Below are 16,303 nucleotides of genomic sequence, written 5' to 3'. Positions count from 1 at the left end.
CTGCCTAAGCTCGAGGGAACAGGCAAGTCATAATGCGTTGAAATATGGAGAAAGGTTTGCATGAAGGGGATCATCTTTACCGAGTTTCTCGATCTCGTTGATTCGACATTTGGCATTGAGGTTACCGAGGCGATCTTGGAGCGTGCCCAAGTGGCCAGTGGCGGTGCCTACACCCAGGTTGGCGATTATGGCCACGGTGAGATGGTGCAGTTGGTGGTGGCCTTAGCCGAGGAAGTGAAGGTACCCATAGAGCAATTGTTGATGCTTTATGGCAAGGCTCTGTTTGCCCGCTTAGTGGCTATCCATAAGGTCGATATGAGCCAATACAACAGTGCCTTTGGCTTTTTATTGCGGGTTGAAGACGACATCCATCGGCAGGTACGAAAGCTGTATGACAAAGCCACACCACCGACCTTCCTGTTTGATGAGATCGGTGAGCAAAGGATGGTGCTGCGTTATATGAGTCATCGCGGATTTGGTGCGGTTGCCCACGGATTGATCTTGGGCTGCGCTGCGTATTATGGCGAGGATCTCGTGATCGAGCGGACCGCGCTAAATGAAAGTGGCACTGAGGTTCGCTTCGTACTGGAGCGACAGTGAGTATCAACTGGCAAAGGCGTTGCGAGCGCGAGCGCAGCGCACGATTGGCGGCTGAAGCCCTGTTGGAAGAGCGCAGCGAGCAGCTGTATGAAGCCAATCTGGAGTTGCAGCGCCTCAATCAGGAGCAGAGTCATCAGCTCGCCGATCAGGGCAGTGAATTGGCGCGACGACGCAACTATGAAGGGATGCTCAACCGGATCTACACACTGCTCTTAGAAAAGTCCTTTACGGCGACACGCCAGGCGATCAGCTCAGTGATCGAGAGCATCGAACAGATCCAGCCAGGTTGGCGGGTATTGATCTGCTGGCGAGGTCAGTGGAGCGGCAACTCGGCGCTCGCAGTGACGCCGACATGGCGTCAGGTTGAGCTCACACGACTGGACAGCCAACAGCCGGAATTGGTCGCTCATGGAGCCCGCAGCGGCTTGTGGTGTGCGGCATTGGAGCAAAAGCTCGCGATCCTAGTGACAAGTGAGCAGCGGGTGCCCTGGGATGAAGTGGAGTACTGGTTCTTTCGTACCTTGATGGCCAGCCTCAAAAGCTACTTTGTTAATGTGCAGGCGTATCACAAGATGGCAGAGGCTGAGCGTGAAACCCATCGATTGGCCCAGATGCGCTATCGATTCTTGGCGTCGGTGACCCATGAATTGCGTACACCGCTGAATGGCATGTTGGCGGGCGCTGAACTCTTGGCGGAAAGCGCATTGAGCCCAGAGCAAATGGAGCTGCTCGACATCGTGTCGGACTCCGGCAATAGCCTATTGGCCTTGATCAACGACGTACTGGATTATGCCAAGATTGAAGACGGCGAGTTCGCCATGTCACCGGTGCCAACCTTGGTCCAGCCTCTGCTCGATGAGATCTACAATATTGTCCTGCCCGCAGCACAAGAGCGAGGGAATGCTCTCGAGTTTACATGGCAGAGTGAGCCCGTAGATTGTTTGCGATTGGATCCCCTTAGAACCAAACAGATCCTGCTGAATCTGTTGAGTAATGCGATTAAGTTCACCCAAGAGGGCGCGGTTTCCCTGACGATGGAGTGGGAGCCACGGTTAAGCCAGCTTAAATTAGTGGTGAGCGATCAGGGGGTTGGAATGACTCGAGAGTTGGTCAAGCGGATCTTTGAGCCCTTTGCTCAAGCTTCAGGGGCCGAACATAGAGGGACCGGCTTAGGGCTGGCGATCTGTAACCACCTTTGTGCCGCGATGGACGCTGATATAGAGGTGTTGTCAGAGCCCGGTTTGGGAACGGAGTTTCACCTTGCGATCCCCACCGAGCGTGCCCATTTACCGAAGATCTCGCTTCCGGCAGAGCAACGTCGCGGTCATGGAGCCCATTTGTTGTTGGTTGAAGATACTCGGGCCAATCAGGTGGTTGCCAAATTGGTGCTGGAGAAAGCCGGGTTTACCGTAGAGCTGGCAGGCAATGGGGCGGAAGCGGTTCGATGTGTCGAAGAACAAGCGTTCTCGTTGATCTTGATGGACTGCCGAATGCCGGTGATGGATGGCTTTGAGTGTACCGAGCAATTACGGCAGATGGGGTACAGTGGCCCGATTTTGGCGCTGACCGCCACCACCACGGAGGAGGATCTGCGCCATTGCCGTGATGTCGGCATGGACGACGTGCTAGTAAAGCCCTTTCAGAAGCGGGCATTGCTCGCCAAGATCGATCAATGGCTGGTCGATCCTGGCTGATCCTGACAGGTTTGAACAACAATAAGAATAGGGAGCATCACAATGCAAACTAAAAAACTTCAGCAAGTACAGTCGATTCTGTTGGTTTGTATGGGCACTATCTGACCGTACGTAATGCACTGATTTAATTTAGTATTTACGGCGTTACCAAAGATTACCAAAGATCTCCAAAAGAAGGGCCGTATTCAAACGGGCTGTGCATGGCACCAAGGCGGTGGACCGTGGCTCGTTGCAGGCTCTTGGGGGACGGGAGTGACAGGCCCGATCGTGGCAAATACATACTGATCGACACCTCTCGAACGTCGCACTTCCCTGTCTACACATTGTTTGTTCAACTCTTGTCGCTTGGCTGGTAGGTTTCGATGAGTAGGCAATGACTTTCGTTGTGCGTATGAGAAAGTCCAGTGTAAGCAGGGAATGCTCATGTGTGCCCGCAAAGGTGCCAAAACCGACCGCGGATCTTGTGAGGGGGAAGCTGGCTATACGATCGTTGACCTGAAGGGGATTTCACTTCACCCTGATACCATTGATGCAGTTTGATTACGGCCGCTAAGGAATAGCAAAAGTTAGTAGGGTCAGCATTGAAATTGATAGCCTCGGAGACAATGCATCAGTTTTGAGGTTAATGGTCGGCTGGTGGCGCGATCACTATTGAGAGTGTGGCTTCAGCACAAGGAATTATCTTTAAAAGATAATCAGTGAGGGAATATAATGGACAAAATAAAACAAAGAAGATTGATGGAAATACGTGATGAGGTTCGAGATTTTCATCCGTTACTAAGGACGCTTTTTAATAAAATACCAAACATCAAATCCGTTCTATATACGCAGGGGCCTAATGAAATGGGCGCTGACTTCATTCTTGTAAAGGATGATGACATATTAGGGATTGAGATTTATATAGGTTGTGTGGTTAAGGTCGGTCAAATAAAGCAGGACCACACAGAGATAAACCGGCAAATTGAAGAGTGCAAGATTGAAAGAGTAATTGAGAGTGGAAAAAAAAGGATAACACTGAACGAGATTTGGGTGGTGTCAAACGCAAATATAACCCAAAACGCTCAAAAGAAAATCAGCTACAAACATGATTCGTCAAATGTTAAGTTTATCGCTTTTGAAACTTTAGGTAAGTTGATTGATATTCATTATCCGGCATATTGGGATGATATTGACCAGAAGACAGGGTTATATCTCGAAGCAGTTAGAAAACTTGCTGACAACCTATGTAGAAGCAATTTAATAAGTGAGTCAACAGGAAGAATTGACTACATTGAACAGAGACTTCAGAAGCTGAGTGTAGATAGACAAATAAGTGATAAACAAAGATTTAGAAAGAGTGACATTAAGCAAGTAATAGCTAGCTCTGATTTATTGTTTATTGAAGCTGTAATGGGCACAGGGAAATCGACGTTGCTTGCGAACTTGGCTATAGAGCTAGCTACCGTTAGCAATTACAACGTTAATAAAACCATACCCGTACTGCTGCCATTTAAGGAATTCATATCGGACTTTGATTGTAATATAGGTAGGCTTATCGAAAATGTGTCTATAGAAATTGATAAGGAGCCTGTAGAAAAGTTCCTAGTGATGCTCGATGGACTGGATGAAACTAAGCTCTCCGGTGGAGAAAAGCTCAAAATTATAGAGACGATTGTATCTACTAGGCCTCAGGGGCTTGATGTTAGTATCATAATAACCACGAGGGGATTTGATGACCCTGAATTGGAAAAAGAGATTGAGACCAAATTTGATCGTTATACTTTGTGTTCATTAACAATTAAGCAAGTTGTATCGTTGATTGGCCAAGTATGTAAGGCTAGCCTGGGTAATAGAAACTTATTGAAAGACTTGGATAAGTCTCCTTTGATGAAAGTCTTACCAAAGACGCCAATTTCAGCACTTTTGCTTGCAAAATTACTCAATGAAAATATTCAAGAAATACCATCAACAATGACCGATTTGTATACTAAGTATATGGAGTTAAGCCTTGGGAGATGGGATATGGACAAAGGTTTACAATCTCAGCAAGAGTACGATGTAATCGGTAGTGTGACTATTGAGCTGGCAAAGTTCATGATGGATCACTCGCTGTATGAAGTGTCGTTAGGGGATGCTGAAGCGCTGGTAAATCAATATGTCACGTCCAGAAATCTAGGTCTGGATAAAGATGAAGTGTTCGAGTTGTGGATGGGAAAGACAGACATCCTTGCTATCAATAAACACAAGAATACAATTCGCTTCAGGCATAGAACTTTTTCCGAATACTTTTATGCAGCAGGTTTGGATAAAAATAATACAGCAGTTATATCCGAAGATATATTTGATACGTATTGGTCGAACACTTACTTCTTTTTCGTGGGGTTGCAAAGAGACTGCCCTGAACTGCTTGAATCAATTAGCAATATTGAATTCACCTCGGAGGCATTGAAGCTGATGAAAATATTTCACTCGGGTGAATTTATGTTGGCTGCCTACCTGACACCTTACGATTCTATTAAGAAATTTCTCAATAGATCTGTAAGTGATGCGGCAAAGATTTATTGCGACACCGTGCAAGGGAAAACCAAAGATGGCCTTTCGTCTCTCACCACAATCTCCCTTTTATGTATTATGACGCATACGCTTTGTGACACTCTTGGATTTGAGTATTTCAGCGAGGCTATAGATGAGAGGTCTTTGGAGCTTTGCACTCGAGGGGTACCGAATGATATTGAGTGTGTTGAGCTTTTTTGGCTTAATAGCATTCAGTTATCAATGGGGGACAAAAATGCATATGACAAGATGCTTGAAAACTATGGTGACTCAATACCATTAGCTTTGCAAAGAGGTATTGTGGAGCATGCAAGCGACGTATTGAAGAACACTAAAGGTCACACAATAATAGATAGGTTTATAAAAAACCACGAAAGGAAGTTGAAGAAAAACTTTAGCTTAAATCAGAGTGTATACAACTTATACATGCAGCCTATTTTGCCAGAAAGCGAACTGGAATTGAAGTCGGACATTGTAGTCAGCGGGTGAGTAAAAGGAACGAAAGACTCTAATAACTAGTGAATCGAGCGACAGATTAAGATTCTGATAGTTAACTATAAAATTCAGCTTTCCATTGCTTTAGCGCGCATGAAGGCAGGAGGTGTTCATAGTACGCACCCATTGTTTAGGTGTGAAGCAGAGAGGTTCTATTCATGAGACGCTAGCAAATGAACGATCGCTCCGGGGCGCGAATCGGAACCCACAAAGCAAACCATCACACTGCCAGCGTGATGTACTCGACGCCTCGGCTGTCGCGGTATTTCTCGGTCATCCGCGGGTCTTTGTGGCCCAGTAGGGTTTGGGTGTCGATCCCTTGCTCGTGGTAAAGGCGTGCGGAGAGGGAGCGCAGCTCGTGGAAGCTCGGTGGCGTGCCTTCCCAGCTTAGGCCGCTTTCGTTGCGGGCCAGTTGGAACGAGCGGCTGATGGTGTTCTGGTGAACGGCGGCGCCCGGTGGTGCATTGTTTGAATTGCGGGTGTGGTGGATTAAGTGGCGGGATAGAACCCGATCACGGCATTGGCTGATCACATCCCCCAAAGACATTCCCAGCACGTCGAGGTGCAGCGCCAATGGCAGTGCCAAGCGGGTGCCGGTTTTTGCTTGCTCAAACTTGAGAAAGTCCCCCTCGACATTGGCAAACTGCAGCGCATGAATGTCCGAGACTCGTTGGGCCGTGACGAGAGCTAGGCGCATCGCATTGCCGCACCAAGGCTTTCGCTTGTCGGCTTCGGCAAGTATGACCTTGGCGTCGTCCCAGGTTAGGCGCGACCGCTCTACTTTCACCCGAACACCCTTAGTGGCGGCAGCTGGGTTATGGCCACCTTCCAACTCACCGCGGTGGCCCGCTTCGATAAACACATCAATCAAGGTACTGCGCAGCGCGGATGCGGTGCGGTGCTTCCCTTCTGACTTAACCTCCTCCAATAACTCAAACACAGCTTTGGTGTCGATGGATTTCAGCGGCAGTAGTGCCCATTTGTGCCTCGCTATCTTAATCAACGAACGGCGCGTCTTGATGGTGTTGGGCTTGAGCTCCCCAGTCTGTTGCTTCTGCTCTTGGATTTCCATATACCGGTCGAGCCAGTCGCCGGTGGTGATCCCTCTGGCCTTTCGTGCCATCGGAGTTTGCTCGATGATGGCGCTGAGGTGCGAGGTGACCTGTTCCTGCACCAAGCGATTCAACTCGACGGCGTCGGCGATGGCGCGGTCGGGATCGCTGCCCATGCCATGAAACCTGGCGGTGCGCGGGTCGCGCCATTGGAAGTAGGTGCGACCGTTGGCCCGCTTGGTGGCATAGAGGTTCTGGGGTAGGTAGATATCGCGCCGTCTAACCATGTTTGAAGATCCTCGATACGCGGTCATTGCTCGGGCGCGTGGCGATGGACTGCTCCGGTAGCACCTGCGCTTCGCGTGGCACCCACCAGGTACGGCCGACACGTTGGGGCAGGGGCGCAATGCGCCCGTTCTTACGGAGGCGGTGCAGCGTCGTCATGTTGGGCGTTTCGCCTTCAAACACCTGCTGTGCCCAGTCTTTGAGTGGCATTAAATGTTGCATGCTCAATGTTCCCCTTGCTGTGGTTCGTTGTAGCATTTGGCGGTGACTTCCACTCCCTCCGGCCCGTAACGCTTACCGCTGTCATTCACGGCGAACGCGCCAATCAGACGCTGTCCTTGCGCGGGACTGACGCCAAACTCGCGTTGGCAACGCTTGTTGCTCCACCAGCCGCCACGGGACACCATGCACGCCTTCATCTGCTCCACCTGTTTATCGGGCAGGCGCGGATAGTCAGATGTTTGGGTTCTCGGCGCGCCCGCGAGCAACAGCCCTTTAGAGCGAGGAATCTCAGCGCTAGGATCGTCAAACGCATTGTTGATGGCGCGCATGCGGCGACGGTCTTGCAGCGAGTCGATAGCGCGCCAATGACGACGGCCCGGTGTGGCGCACGGCTGTGGCGTGCTCAACTCGTCCATTAAGGTTTCAAAGGTGCGATCACTTATCATCTTGTCCTCCTTGGCATTCATGGCTCGTGTAGGTTGTGGTGTTACAGGACAGCAATGCATGGCGCTTGGGGCCAGTGCATTGGCTCCGATGAAAGCGCGCACGCCGCTCAGCCTCTTGCTTGGCTTGTTTGACCCAAGCGTGATGTGCGGTGCCTTGATAGAGCTTGAGGTAGTGGCCGAGTCGATCAGCTTCTTGCTGCCAGCGCACTGCACGACCTTGGTGGATCGCGATGGGGGTCGTCATGTGCGCCTCCGGCAAGGTTTGGGGCCGCGACGATAGTCAGGCTCTGTCTTAGGGGGCAGCAGTTGGCGGCTGCTTGCGGTGACACTGATACCGCAGTGGTTGCAACTGGCGCGCCAGCGACCGCTGTTACTGGTGGGTGCGTAGGCGTAGCACTGCATCCTGCAGCTGGGGCATTCGATCCGTTCCATGGTTCGTCCTCAATAGTGACTTACCTAAATGTAAGTTAACTTACATCGCTGGTCAAGTAATCGATATAAATCGAGGAGGATCGAATCCTCTTGTTTTTTGGGCTGGGGTTTAAGGGGAGAGGCCTCAATGGGGCAGGGATACGAGTGAGTGATTAGTTGCGAGCGGGCATGGAAGCGCAGCAGTCCAATACCAAAAAATTATCGCCGTTTGGTACCGGCATACTTGCTGACGACTGCTTTCTAGAGGAGGTGCTATCGGCTCTGTAGTAGCCGATAGCACCTTCAAAGTCCACTGCTATGGACAGCTAGAACTGATGCTCAAGATTAATTAAAGTTAACTTCCCTTAGCTTTTGGAAAGTTAATCGAGCCTGTTATATCAAAGTAAAACCAGGTCACGGCTATCATCTAAATGTATCGTCAACCCTACGGCAGAATAATCATCGGAAGGACCGTGATACCTCACCCTCTTGATTAACGTGTACAAGGTTGATGTTATGTTTGAGACCGTCGTCTCTACAATTCTACGCCGTTTATCCCAAGCGCCGTGTGTTCCGTCGGACATAATGTAAAGTGAAACTTCCCCACTACAATCAACCAGGTTTTTGACTGGTAACCTGAGTGTGTCGTATTCCATAGTAACATTGCTTGATATGGCAGTCGTCAAGATACTTTTGGCTTTCTTGTCTTCTAAGAATTTCTTTGTGAAAACTTTGTTTTCAACTAGTTCCTGATAACGAGTGTGATCACGAGTAATCTGTTTTAGTTTACGGTCTTTTTTTATGTAAAGCCTACAGTCACCAATGTGGCCAATTACAAGCTCATTAGAGTCTATATAGCCATATGTCAGTGTGGTTGCTGCGCTAGATAAACTGTCATCTATCCGACTTAGTTGGGTTATTTTATGCTTTATCGAATTGAAAACAAAGGAAGCGTCACAAATATCATTGGCACTGGTAAGACTCTCTAAAAACTCAATTGCAATGCTGGAAGCCTGTTCGCCACCAGCGTATGAGCCCACACCATCTGCAACAGCAAAAAGATAGCCGTTATCAACTTTCTTGGGAGGTAGAACGGAATCTTGATTCTTTCTTTCAGCCGTCTTTGGGAAAGAGAATGATCCTGACTCAATAATGTTTGTTAACTCACGGTTAAGCATGGCGGACACCTCTTTGAACTTGAAGGCTAGCTACATCTTGAATAAAAGCGTCAATGCTATCATATCTTTGCTTTTCGTCCATGCTTGAGCAGCCTGCAATTAACTGTCTAAAATCATCGTCCTGTATATTAAGGTCTTCCGCAACCTTTCCCAGCGAGAAAATGTCTGTTTTTATTGAATATTCTGCATTGTATAGTATTTCTGGCGCCATATATCGCGGCGTTCCCATGGCTTGGCCTATGGCCGTTAGTGCTGTGGTGTTTGCTGCACTATCTGTATTCTTTACCAGGCCAAAATCACTTATGGCATAGGCACCGCTAGGCATCCTTAGAATATTTTGAGGTTTTAAGTCCCGATGTAAAAAACCTTTATTGTGAATTCTCAAAATACCTTGAGAAATCATTTTGACCACTTCAATTTTTTGCAAGTCGGTTAGAGCACAATTGGTAATGTCAGAGGCGAGGTCACAGACGGCAAGATCCATAACAAAGTAAGGGTTGTCTGCATGTTTGTTTAAAAGGCAGATGTAGTTAACGTTTTTGTGAGTGCATTTGGACTGATACATTGCCTCTCTAATGAATCGCCTTTTTAAATCATCCTTTGATACTTGAGCTAAAACACTACTACTAGGAGAGAATACTTTTCTAGCAAATGTTCCACAAGGTGACATGGTGGAATTATATAGTTTTATTTTTTCAACATACCCAAACCCGCCTTGCCCGATCTTCCCTAACGGTTCGATGAAGTAACTTCCAAAATTTTCCATTGATAACCTTGCCAACCCTATCCACTAACTTGTGCATTTATTAGTCATCACTCATATTATCGTGCCCTGTTGGCTAAGTGCAACAGGGTACTGTCTATTGTTGAAGAGAGTTAAAGGGGGGCTAGAGGGTTCTAAGCGACAAGTAACCGTTATTGATGGTGATGCTAGCATTGTCAGTCAAGCCCTTGACACCTAGGTTAAGGCTGGCCACCACGGGGAACTCACGGTACAAAGGGGTTAAGAAGTAGGTTCACAATAAATTGCTAGATTCACAGCGCTACTAAGACGTTAGTGCTGGTTGTCAACGTTACTAACGGGAGCAGACACCCATACAGCAGCGCGCCATCAAATCAGAACGGAGTACCAGAAGACGCGTCCCAGTACGCGGAACTGCTCCATGTCATCTTTGGTGATCATCCGGGTTGGGTGTTCTTCACGATTAAAAGAGTGTAGTTCGATGCCTTCAGGCTGTCGGAACAGGCGTTTCACCAACAGCATGCCGTGATACTCAACCGCGTACATTTTGCCGTCGGCGATCTGGGTATCGGCGGTATTGATCCCTACCGTTGCGCCGTCGGGTAATACGGGCTCCATGCTGTTACCGGAGACACGCACGCAGGCGGCACTTGCTTCAGGTACGCCGCTTTTTCTCAGCGTGCTTTTGGCAAAGCGCAGCTTAGGCCCAGGATTTTCATTCACGGCGTATGTACCGCTGCCTGCTGATAACTCGACTTCGCTGAAGAAGGGCACTTCCACTTCATCTGCATCTAACGTCGTGTTGTTATCCCAAGCGCTGATAGGCATCAGTTTGCTGGACTTGGGGGCCTTGGACTTGTCGCCGTTCACCAGCCAGGCAGTATCGCATTGCAGCTTAGCGGACACCGCGACAAGGTTGCTCCCCTTTGGGCTGGTTTCACCGGATTCCCATTGGGTGACCGAAACACGACTTACCCCCACAACTTTCGCAAGTGCGGCTTGAGTCAGATTAAGTTCCTGCCTTCTCTGGCGGATTCGAGTTCCTATGTTCATGTAAGTTAGCTTACACCGCCTCATGGTCGTTTATCTTGACACTAAAGGTAAGTAAACTTACCTTTAGTTCGTTAACGGTTGATCAAAAGGGTTCTGATGCTCAAGGAAAAGGCGATAACTCACTTCGGCTCCGTGACGCAGTTGGCAAAAGTTCTCGGAATACGTCCCCAGTCTGTCAGCCAATGGGGAGTCGAAGTTCCTCCGTTACGGGCGCTGCAACTGGAAAAGATAACCCAAGGGGTTTTGTCGTCCAGCGAGTCACCCACGAAAACACCGTGTCAGATTAGCTTACAAGGAAGGTTTGCAAATGATAACGAGTAACGACGTGTCACAGGTTTTGGCGGCTGCGCATTCATTTGCGTTGGTGCATGGCGCCAATGCGCTTTCAGATCATGTGGGGAGTTCACCCCATATCACCTCCAATCGCTTCAATCCCCACAACACGGATCACCATCTTCGTCTGGCCGATGCGGTTGCTGTGTCGGTGGCAACCGGTGACGCGCGCATTGTGTCGGAATTTGCCCGGGTGTGTGGCTATCGGCTGGAGCCGCTGGAGTCGATAGCGGGGGATGCGCAGCAGGTGTTGCAAACCGTGCTGGCGCTGGAGTCGGGCAAGGGGGCGCTGGCCAATACCTTGCTGGAGGCGATGGCTGATGGCCGCATTTCGCCGCGAGAGGAGCAGGAACTGGCGGCAGCAGTGGATTCGCTGCAGGGACAAATCGCCAAGCTGGCGCTGCGTCGCGGCCAGTTGCGTTAACGCAGTTCGACAGATTGTTGTTGGGGGAGGGGCGTATGCTACGGCATCGAAACGGCTGCTATTACCACTATGGGTTTGCCATCTCGCGCAGCGAAGCGCGACGTTACTGGGCCTTGTTCGCTCGCCTGATTGCCGCTCGGCAGGGAGTGGGTGATGGGTGCTGAAATTCACGATTTCCCCGGCGCGGGCCAAGCAAGCCTGAGCGAGGGGTATACCCGAATTGCCAATAATCTGCTGGATCACTTGCTGCGCACCGAACTGTCCGGGCTGCAACAAAGGGTGATGCTGGCTGTGCTGCGGCTGACCTATGGTTATGGCAAATCGTCGGACTGGTTGAGTCCGGGGCAGATCGCCGAGGCGCTGGCTTATCAGGGCGACATCGCCAACCTGCGGCGCGAGTTGCGCCAGTTGGTGACGCGCGGTTTGCTGTTGAAGCAGGGCAGAGCGATAGGGCCGAATCCCAACTTGTCGCAATGGCAGTTGGGCAAACGGGTCAAAACTGACCCGAAAACGGGTCAAAACCGACCTTTAGCAAACGGGTCAAAACTGACCCGAAAACGGGTCAAAACTGACTCGAAAACGGGTCAAAACCGACACCCACCAAAGAAAGATCAAGATCAAGATCAAGAGATCCCCCTAAATCCCCCAGCGGTTTCGAAGCCCGATCTGACTGAGCCGGTTCGGCAGGTGATCGCCCATCTCAACGTGGCGACCGGTCGACGCTATGCGCCTCGGCTGGATGGTGCGTCGGGCAAGCTGGTGGTGGCGCGGTTGAATGCGGGCGCGTCGGTGGATGACCTGTTGCTGGTGGTCGACTGCATGACGGCGCAATGGCTTAACCACCCCACGATGGAACGCTACCTGCGGCCAGAGACTTTGTTTCGGGCCAGTAAGTTTGAGGGATACCTGGTGGAGGCGTTGCAGTGGCGCGAGCGTGGCCAGCCTCGTGCTTCGCCGCCGAGCCATGGCGGGTTGGACCACACGGATATGAGCTGGATTAACGGGGATTGGAGCGAATGACGATGCACTCAGTGAGGGATTATGCGGTGAGCGAGCTGGTGGGGCAGGGCGGTGAGCAGGCTGCGCGGCCGCAGCTCAGTCCCAATGACGGGGCGTTTATCAACAAGCTGTTTGGCGAGCTGATGGCTATCTGCCCCGCGTGGCATCGCAGCTACCAGACGGCGGAGAGCCTGGCGCAGGCCAAGCGGGCGTGGACCAAGGCGTTGATGGAGTCGGGCGTGACCCAACCAGCGCAGTTTGCCGTTGGTTTGAAAGCGGCGCGGGCAGCGGGGCGGGCGTTCTTCCCATCGCCGGGGGAGTTTATCGACTGGTGCACCGGCGCCGATAGCGCTGCGGACTTTGATGCGATGATCGCCAAGCGGCCCTGTCGCGATAACGCCGAACGTCGTGCCCGTGAACGGGTGGCGTGGCGTTGCCGCACTCAGCTCGATGAGAATCGTGCCCGCCGTGTCTATGCCGCGGCGTTGAGTGAGGAGCGCGCCAAGCAGCGCCGGGGCGAATACCTAGCGGAGATCCGCCCTGAGCTGCCCGCGAGATCGGCGATGCCGGAATTGACCCGCAAGGTGATGGCCCGTTGTGGCGGTGCCACGGAAATCGAGCGGCGGATGGCGGCGATACGGCAGCGGGGGCGCGGTGTATGTCCACGCTAACCGGCAGACTCAGTGAGGCCAGCATCAAGCGGGCGATGGCGGATGCGACGGTGACGGCGTTAACGGACCCGCGTTACCCGCTGACCCTGCGGCCGCACCGGGCACGACGTTCGGCCAGTTGGTATCTGGTGCTCAATCAGCAGGGCAAGACCCGTCGCTTCAAGCTGGGGAGTTGGCCTGCGCTGACGGTGGCGGCGGTGCTGGACGAGCTGCCGTCGTTGATCGCGATGTTCGCCAAGGGGGAGCAGCCCAACCTCAACGACTGGACGACGGTGGGCCAGCTGCTGCGCTGGTACCGCGACCGAGCATTGGTCGATCGCAGTCTCAGTGATAAGCGCCGCACCAACATTAAAAGCAGCGTCGATAAGCACCTGCTACCCGCGTTGGGGGCAGAGCGTATCGATGAGCTGAGCCACGCACTGGTGGATACCGAGTATTTCCTGCCGATGCAGTCACGCTATGGCTTAGGAACAGTGCGCGCTCACTTTGCGGTATTGAAGCGGGCGTTTCGGCAGGCCGATAAGCTGCAGTTGTTGGCGCGTAACCCACTGGCGAGTTTGGTGTTCTCCGATTTTACCGATGGGCAGATCCGCGCCAAGGCGAGCCGCCTGAAGTCCGGCGACTTACCCCGATTGATGGCGCAGTTGGCGCGGGCCACTCATGAAGGCCAGACCCTGTGCGGGGTGATGTTGGCGTTGGGGACGCGCATTGGCGAGACCCGGCAGTTGCGCTGGCGTCATCTGGATGAGGCCAGTGGCTTGTTGGTGATCCCCGCGGAGCTGACCAAGTCCGACCGTGAGCATCGCTTACCGGTGACGCCGTACCTGACTTCCATTCTGCAGGCACACCGTTTGTGGCAGGAGCGCATGTTGGCGTATTACGGCCCGTTTCTGTTTCCCCGCCGCAGCGCCACCTCGCGACTGCCGTTAACGGAGACGCAGGCCAATGACTTGGTGCGCTGTGTCAGTGGCGGCGAATGGACGGCGCACGATTTGCGTAAGTTAGCCCGCACCAGCTGGGCGGATTTAGGCGTGGATTATCACGTGGCGGAGTCGTTGCTGAACCATGCGTTGAGCAAGCTGGATCAAGCCTACATCCACAGTTACGTCGAGGAGCAGAAACGGTTGGCGTTGACCCAGTGGCACACCCATCTCATTGCGATATCGCGAGGGGCTGACTCCGACACGATGCCGACACCGACGGAAAATAGCATCCCGCCGCAGAGTGCGCCGTTACTGGGCTGAGTGGGGTTTTGGCACATCTTTCACAGAGGAAGATATTTCGATGGATAGAAACGCAATGCAGTTCACCAGCAACCTGGGCCAACCGATGGAAGAGCTGGTGCGCCAGCTGCTGGTGGAGATGGCCGAGGGTAAGCACGATGACAATGCGATTGTACTGGGCCTTGGGCATCATCTGGGCCAGCCGCTACAGCTGCAGTTAATCGTGACCACGGCGGTGGAAGACTTCTTGGATGAGTGAGCAGACGAGTAGGTGAGGGGCGAATGGTAACGGGACGCCGGTTAATCAAAGAAGCGCGTAAGCGCCGGGGCATGACGCAACTGGATTTGGCTGAGTTTGCGGGCATGTCAGAACGCCAAGTGCGTCGGCTGGAAAGCGGTGAGGCGGCGGTGTCCTTCAACCAGTTGCGCTACATCGTTGAGGAGGTGTGTCGCCTCAATTTCATCGAGCTGCAACGGGAGCTAGCGAATGAAATCGTTGAAACAAGTCCGGTCTGACAAACCCTTGGTTAAGAAATGCACTGTTGTTATTGTGGGCGATGGGTATACAGGGAGGTTGTTCTAATGGCGATTGCTGGTTTTACGCGAATTCAGGTACTTGAACGTCTCTATGAAGTCTCAAGTGCCAGTCAGCCTATCCATTCACCTGAACGTTTGTTCGGGCGCGATGCCGAGTTGGAGAAGTTGGAAGATGCGCTGCATGCGCCGGGTCGTCATGCATTCATCTATGGTGAGCGGGGGGTCGGAAAGTCGTCACTGGCTCATAGTGTCGCCTGCCAAGTGCAATCGAGCGATAACAGTCCAATCTTGGTTACGGCAGGCCCTACGGCAACGTTAGTGTCGATTCTGCGAGATGTGCATGCGCAAGCCCAAGCTTCGTGCCGCGCTTCGACGGTGAGAGTGGATAAAGTTAGTGTTGGAATTGCTGGTCTGAAGTATGAGTCTCAGTGGCAAGCAGAGCAGCAGCGCCTAGAGGTAAACGACATCGGCTCTGCATTACTGATGCTTAATCAGCTCAGTACGTGGCACTCGACCCGGCCCGTTGTGGTGATTGACGAATTCGACACCATTGAGTCGTCAGCTGAGCGGGAGATGTTTGGGACGTTGCTGAAGCACTTGGGTGATGCGCGCAGTGGCGTAAAGCTCATCTTTACGGGTATCGGTGACTCGCTCAATTCTTTGATCGGCGGGCATCTGTCGAGCACTCGGCAGTTGCATCAGGTTTCGCTAGAGCGGCTGAACTGGGATGGCCGGTATCAGATCATTGACTCAGTCATGGAGGCGTTTGGCTTGCAGTTGCCTGACGAAATCCGTTTTCGCATGGCGGGGATGAGCGATGGTTTCCCCAGTTACATTCACCTGATGGCGGAGAACATCGTGTTGGCCGCACACAGGGCGGATCGTGTGGTTGAGAGCATCGATTTTGACCTGTTTCTCATTGCGCTGGATGAGTCGGTTAAATCGGCGCTAGAGACGTGGCGTGACGGCTACGATAAGGCAACGTTAGGGCGACCGGAGCACATGGCGCATCTGTTGTGGGCAGCGGCGGATTCGGCTGACCATATTCGTCAGACTCAGCATATTGAGCACTCCTACAGCAGCATCTGTGAGTCGCTGCATGTCGAGCCACTGGGCGACGCGGAGTTTAAGCGGGAGTTTGCCAAGCTGAGGAAACCTTCGCATGGTGAGATACTGCAACGTGGCTTGGCAAACCGACCCGGGTGGTTCGGCTTCAGTGAAAGCATGATGCGCGGTTTGGTGCGGATGCAGGCACAGTTGAATGGCATCGTGGTCGATTTTGAGCGCCATTTTGTTTCCAATACGACGACGGTAAAGGCGACGGCCAAGCACGGCTACTACCAACCCTTGACGCAAACCGAAGCGAACGTCGCTCGACTCCGTCGCGAACCCACCTATTAGCGCGG

General features: G+C 52.1%; 18 protein-coding genes. 11 read left to right on the top strand and 7 right to left on the bottom strand.

Going from position 1 to position 16,303, the window contains the following annotated elements; all coding sequences use genetic code 11:
• Positions 1–60: 60 nt before the first annotated feature.
• From ABEA08_RS06690 to ABEA08_RS06680, 3 genes are all read left to right on the top strand, one after another.
• Positions 61–600 carry a heme NO-binding domain-containing protein gene (locus ABEA08_RS06690; RefSeq protein ID WP_345334517.1) on the top strand — a complete coding sequence of 180 codons (540 nt, stop codon included), beginning with the start codon at positions 61–63 and terminating at the stop codon, positions 598–600.
• Complete coding sequence (locus tag ABEA08_RS06685) at positions 597–2,294, top strand: response regulator (protein WP_345334516.1); 1,698 nt, start codon at positions 597–599, stop codon at positions 2,292–2,294. Before ABEA08_RS06690 ends, ABEA08_RS06685 begins: the two co-directional genes overlap by 4 nt.
• Before the next feature lie 711 nt (positions 2,295–3,005).
• Positions 3,006–5,315, top strand: coding sequence for an NACHT domain-containing protein (locus ABEA08_RS06680; protein WP_345334515.1), 2,310 nt, complete (start codon positions 3,006–3,008; stop codon positions 5,313–5,315).
• A 226-nt stretch (positions 5,316–5,541) separates the two neighbouring features.
• Here the strand turns inward: ABEA08_RS06680 and ABEA08_RS06675 are convergent, their stop codons facing one another.
• The 7 genes from ABEA08_RS06675 to ABEA08_RS06645 form a co-directional block, all read right to left on the bottom strand.
• Positions 5,542–6,660, bottom strand: a complete 1,119-nt coding sequence (locus ABEA08_RS06675; RefSeq protein WP_345334514.1) for a tyrosine-type recombinase/integrase — start codon at positions 6,658–6,660, stop codon at positions 5,542–5,544.
• Positions 6,653–6,880, bottom strand: coding sequence for a hypothetical protein (locus ABEA08_RS06670; protein WP_345334513.1), 228 nt, complete (start codon positions 6,878–6,880; stop codon positions 6,653–6,655). Before ABEA08_RS06670 ends, ABEA08_RS06675 begins: the two co-directional genes overlap by 8 nt.
• A 2-nt stretch (positions 6,881–6,882) precedes the next feature.
• Entirely contained in the window at positions 6,883–7,326 is a 444-nt protein-coding gene (locus ABEA08_RS06665) for a hypothetical protein (RefSeq protein WP_345334512.1), read from the bottom strand.
• Positions 7,316–7,570, bottom strand: coding sequence for a hypothetical protein (locus ABEA08_RS06660; RefSeq protein WP_345334511.1), 255 nt, complete (start codon positions 7,568–7,570; stop codon positions 7,316–7,318). The genes ABEA08_RS06665 and ABEA08_RS06660 overlap by 11 nt, the downstream gene beginning before the upstream one ends.
• Positions 7,571–8,135: 565 nt before the next feature.
• Positions 8,136–8,915 carry a PP2C family protein-serine/threonine phosphatase gene (locus tag ABEA08_RS06655; protein WP_345334510.1) on the bottom strand — a complete coding sequence of 260 codons (780 nt, stop codon included), beginning with the start codon at positions 8,913–8,915 and terminating at the stop codon, positions 8,136–8,138.
• On the bottom strand, positions 8,908–9,681 hold the full coding sequence (locus ABEA08_RS06650; protein ID WP_345334509.1) for a protein kinase domain-containing protein: 774 nt from the start codon (positions 9,679–9,681) through the stop codon (positions 8,908–8,910). The genes ABEA08_RS06655 and ABEA08_RS06650 overlap by 8 nt, the downstream gene beginning before the upstream one ends.
• 345 nt (positions 9,682–10,026) lie before the next feature.
• A complete protein-coding gene (locus ABEA08_RS06645; RefSeq protein WP_345334508.1) occupies positions 10,027–10,710 on the bottom strand; it encodes a S24 family peptidase in 684 nt (227 codons plus the stop codon).
• Between the two features lie 96 nt (positions 10,711–10,806).
• Between ABEA08_RS06645 and ABEA08_RS06640 the strand changes: the two genes are divergently transcribed.
• The 8 genes from ABEA08_RS06640 to ABEA08_RS06605 all read left to right on the top strand — a co-directional run bounded on the left by ABEA08_RS06640 (position 10,807) and on the right by ABEA08_RS06605 (position 16,298).
• On the top strand, positions 10,807–11,031 hold the full coding sequence (locus ABEA08_RS06640; RefSeq protein WP_345334507.1) for a Cro/CI family transcriptional regulator: 225 nt from the start codon (positions 10,807–10,809) through the stop codon (positions 11,029–11,031).
• Complete coding sequence (locus ABEA08_RS06635) at positions 11,018–11,467, top strand: phage regulatory CII family protein (RefSeq protein WP_345334506.1); 450 nt, start codon at positions 11,018–11,020, stop codon at positions 11,465–11,467. Before ABEA08_RS06640 ends, ABEA08_RS06635 begins: the two co-directional genes overlap by 14 nt.
• Positions 11,468–11,620: 153 nt before the next feature.
• On the top strand, positions 11,621–12,487 hold the full coding sequence (locus ABEA08_RS06630) for a replication protein (RefSeq protein ID WP_345334505.1): 867 nt from the start codon (positions 11,621–11,623) through the stop codon (positions 12,485–12,487).
• Positions 12,488–12,489: 2 nt separating this feature from the next.
• A complete protein-coding gene (locus ABEA08_RS06625) occupies positions 12,490–13,137 on the top strand; it encodes a replication protein P (RefSeq protein WP_345334504.1) in 648 nt (215 codons plus the stop codon).
• Complete coding sequence (locus ABEA08_RS06620; RefSeq protein WP_345334503.1) at positions 13,125–14,381, top strand: tyrosine-type recombinase/integrase; 1,257 nt, start codon at positions 13,125–13,127, stop codon at positions 14,379–14,381. Before ABEA08_RS06625 ends, ABEA08_RS06620 begins: the two co-directional genes overlap by 13 nt.
• 40 nt (positions 14,382–14,421) lie before the next feature.
• On the top strand, positions 14,422–14,619 hold the full coding sequence (locus ABEA08_RS06615; RefSeq protein ID WP_345334502.1) for a hypothetical protein: 198 nt from the start codon (positions 14,422–14,424) through the stop codon (positions 14,617–14,619).
• Between the two features lie 23 nt (positions 14,620–14,642).
• Entirely contained in the window at positions 14,643–14,876 is a 234-nt protein-coding gene (locus ABEA08_RS06610; RefSeq protein WP_345334501.1) for a helix-turn-helix transcriptional regulator, read from the top strand.
• Between the two features lie 66 nt (positions 14,877–14,942).
• Positions 14,943–16,298 (top strand): AAA family ATPase, encoded by a 1,356-nt coding sequence (locus ABEA08_RS06605; protein WP_345334500.1) that lies wholly within the window; start codon positions 14,943–14,945, stop codon positions 16,296–16,298.
• The last annotated feature ends 5 nt before the right edge of the window (positions 16,299–16,303 follow it).

Origin of the sequence: Ferrimonas pelagia, from assembly GCF_039543565.1 — a bacterium.
Lineage (GTDB): Bacteria > Pseudomonadota > Gammaproteobacteria > Enterobacterales > Shewanellaceae > Ferrimonas > Ferrimonas pelagia.
The sequence above is the reverse complement of the archived record's forward strand: the minus strand, read 5'-3'. Positions and strand labels throughout refer to the sequence as shown.

Bases quoted from the DNA above. Each gene is read 5' to 3' on its own strand.
- ABEA08_RS06690 (WP_345334517.1), top strand. From the start codon at position 61: ATGAAGGGGATCATCTTTACCGAGTTTCTCGATCTCGTTGATTCGACA.
- ABEA08_RS06680 (WP_345334515.1), top strand. From the start codon at position 3,006: ATGGACAAAATAAAACAAAGAAGATTGATGGAAATACGTGATGAGGTT.
- ABEA08_RS06675 (WP_345334514.1), bottom strand. From the start codon at position 6,660: ATGGTTAGACGGCGCGATATCTACCTACCCCAGAACCTCTATGCCACC.
- ABEA08_RS06670 (WP_345334513.1), bottom strand. From the start codon at position 6,880: ATGCAACATTTAATGCCACTCAAAGACTGGGCACAGCAGGTGTTTGAA.
- ABEA08_RS06665 (WP_345334512.1), bottom strand. From the start codon at position 7,326: ATGATAAGTGATCGCACCTTTGAAACCTTAATGGACGAGTTGAGCACG.
- ABEA08_RS06660 (WP_345334511.1), bottom strand. From the start codon at position 7,570: ATGACGACCCCCATCGCGATCCACCAAGGTCGTGCAGTGCGCTGGCAG.
- ABEA08_RS06655 (WP_345334510.1), bottom strand. From the start codon at position 8,915: ATGCTTAACCGTGAGTTAACAAACATTATTGAGTCAGGATCATTCTCT.
- ABEA08_RS06650 (WP_345334509.1), bottom strand. From the start codon at position 9,681: ATGGAAAATTTTGGAAGTTACTTCATCGAACCGTTAGGGAAGATCGGG.
- ABEA08_RS06645 (WP_345334508.1), bottom strand. From the start codon at position 10,710: ATGAACATAGGAACTCGAATCCGCCAGAGAAGGCAGGAACTTAATCTG.
- ABEA08_RS06640 (WP_345334507.1), top strand. From the start codon at position 10,807: ATGCTCAAGGAAAAGGCGATAACTCACTTCGGCTCCGTGACGCAGTTG.
- ABEA08_RS06635 (WP_345334506.1), top strand. From the start codon at position 11,018: ATGATAACGAGTAACGACGTGTCACAGGTTTTGGCGGCTGCGCATTCA.
- ABEA08_RS06630 (WP_345334505.1), top strand. From the start codon at position 11,621: ATGGGTGCTGAAATTCACGATTTCCCCGGCGCGGGCCAAGCAAGCCTG.
- ABEA08_RS06625 (WP_345334504.1), top strand. From the start codon at position 12,490: ATGCACTCAGTGAGGGATTATGCGGTGAGCGAGCTGGTGGGGCAGGGC.
- ABEA08_RS06620 (WP_345334503.1), top strand. From the start codon at position 13,125: ATGTCCACGCTAACCGGCAGACTCAGTGAGGCCAGCATCAAGCGGGCG.
- ABEA08_RS06615 (WP_345334502.1), top strand. From the start codon at position 14,422: ATGGATAGAAACGCAATGCAGTTCACCAGCAACCTGGGCCAACCGATG.
- ABEA08_RS06610 (WP_345334501.1), top strand. From the start codon at position 14,643: ATGGTAACGGGACGCCGGTTAATCAAAGAAGCGCGTAAGCGCCGGGGC.
- ABEA08_RS06605 (WP_345334500.1), top strand. From the start codon at position 14,943: ATGGCGATTGCTGGTTTTACGCGAATTCAGGTACTTGAACGTCTCTAT.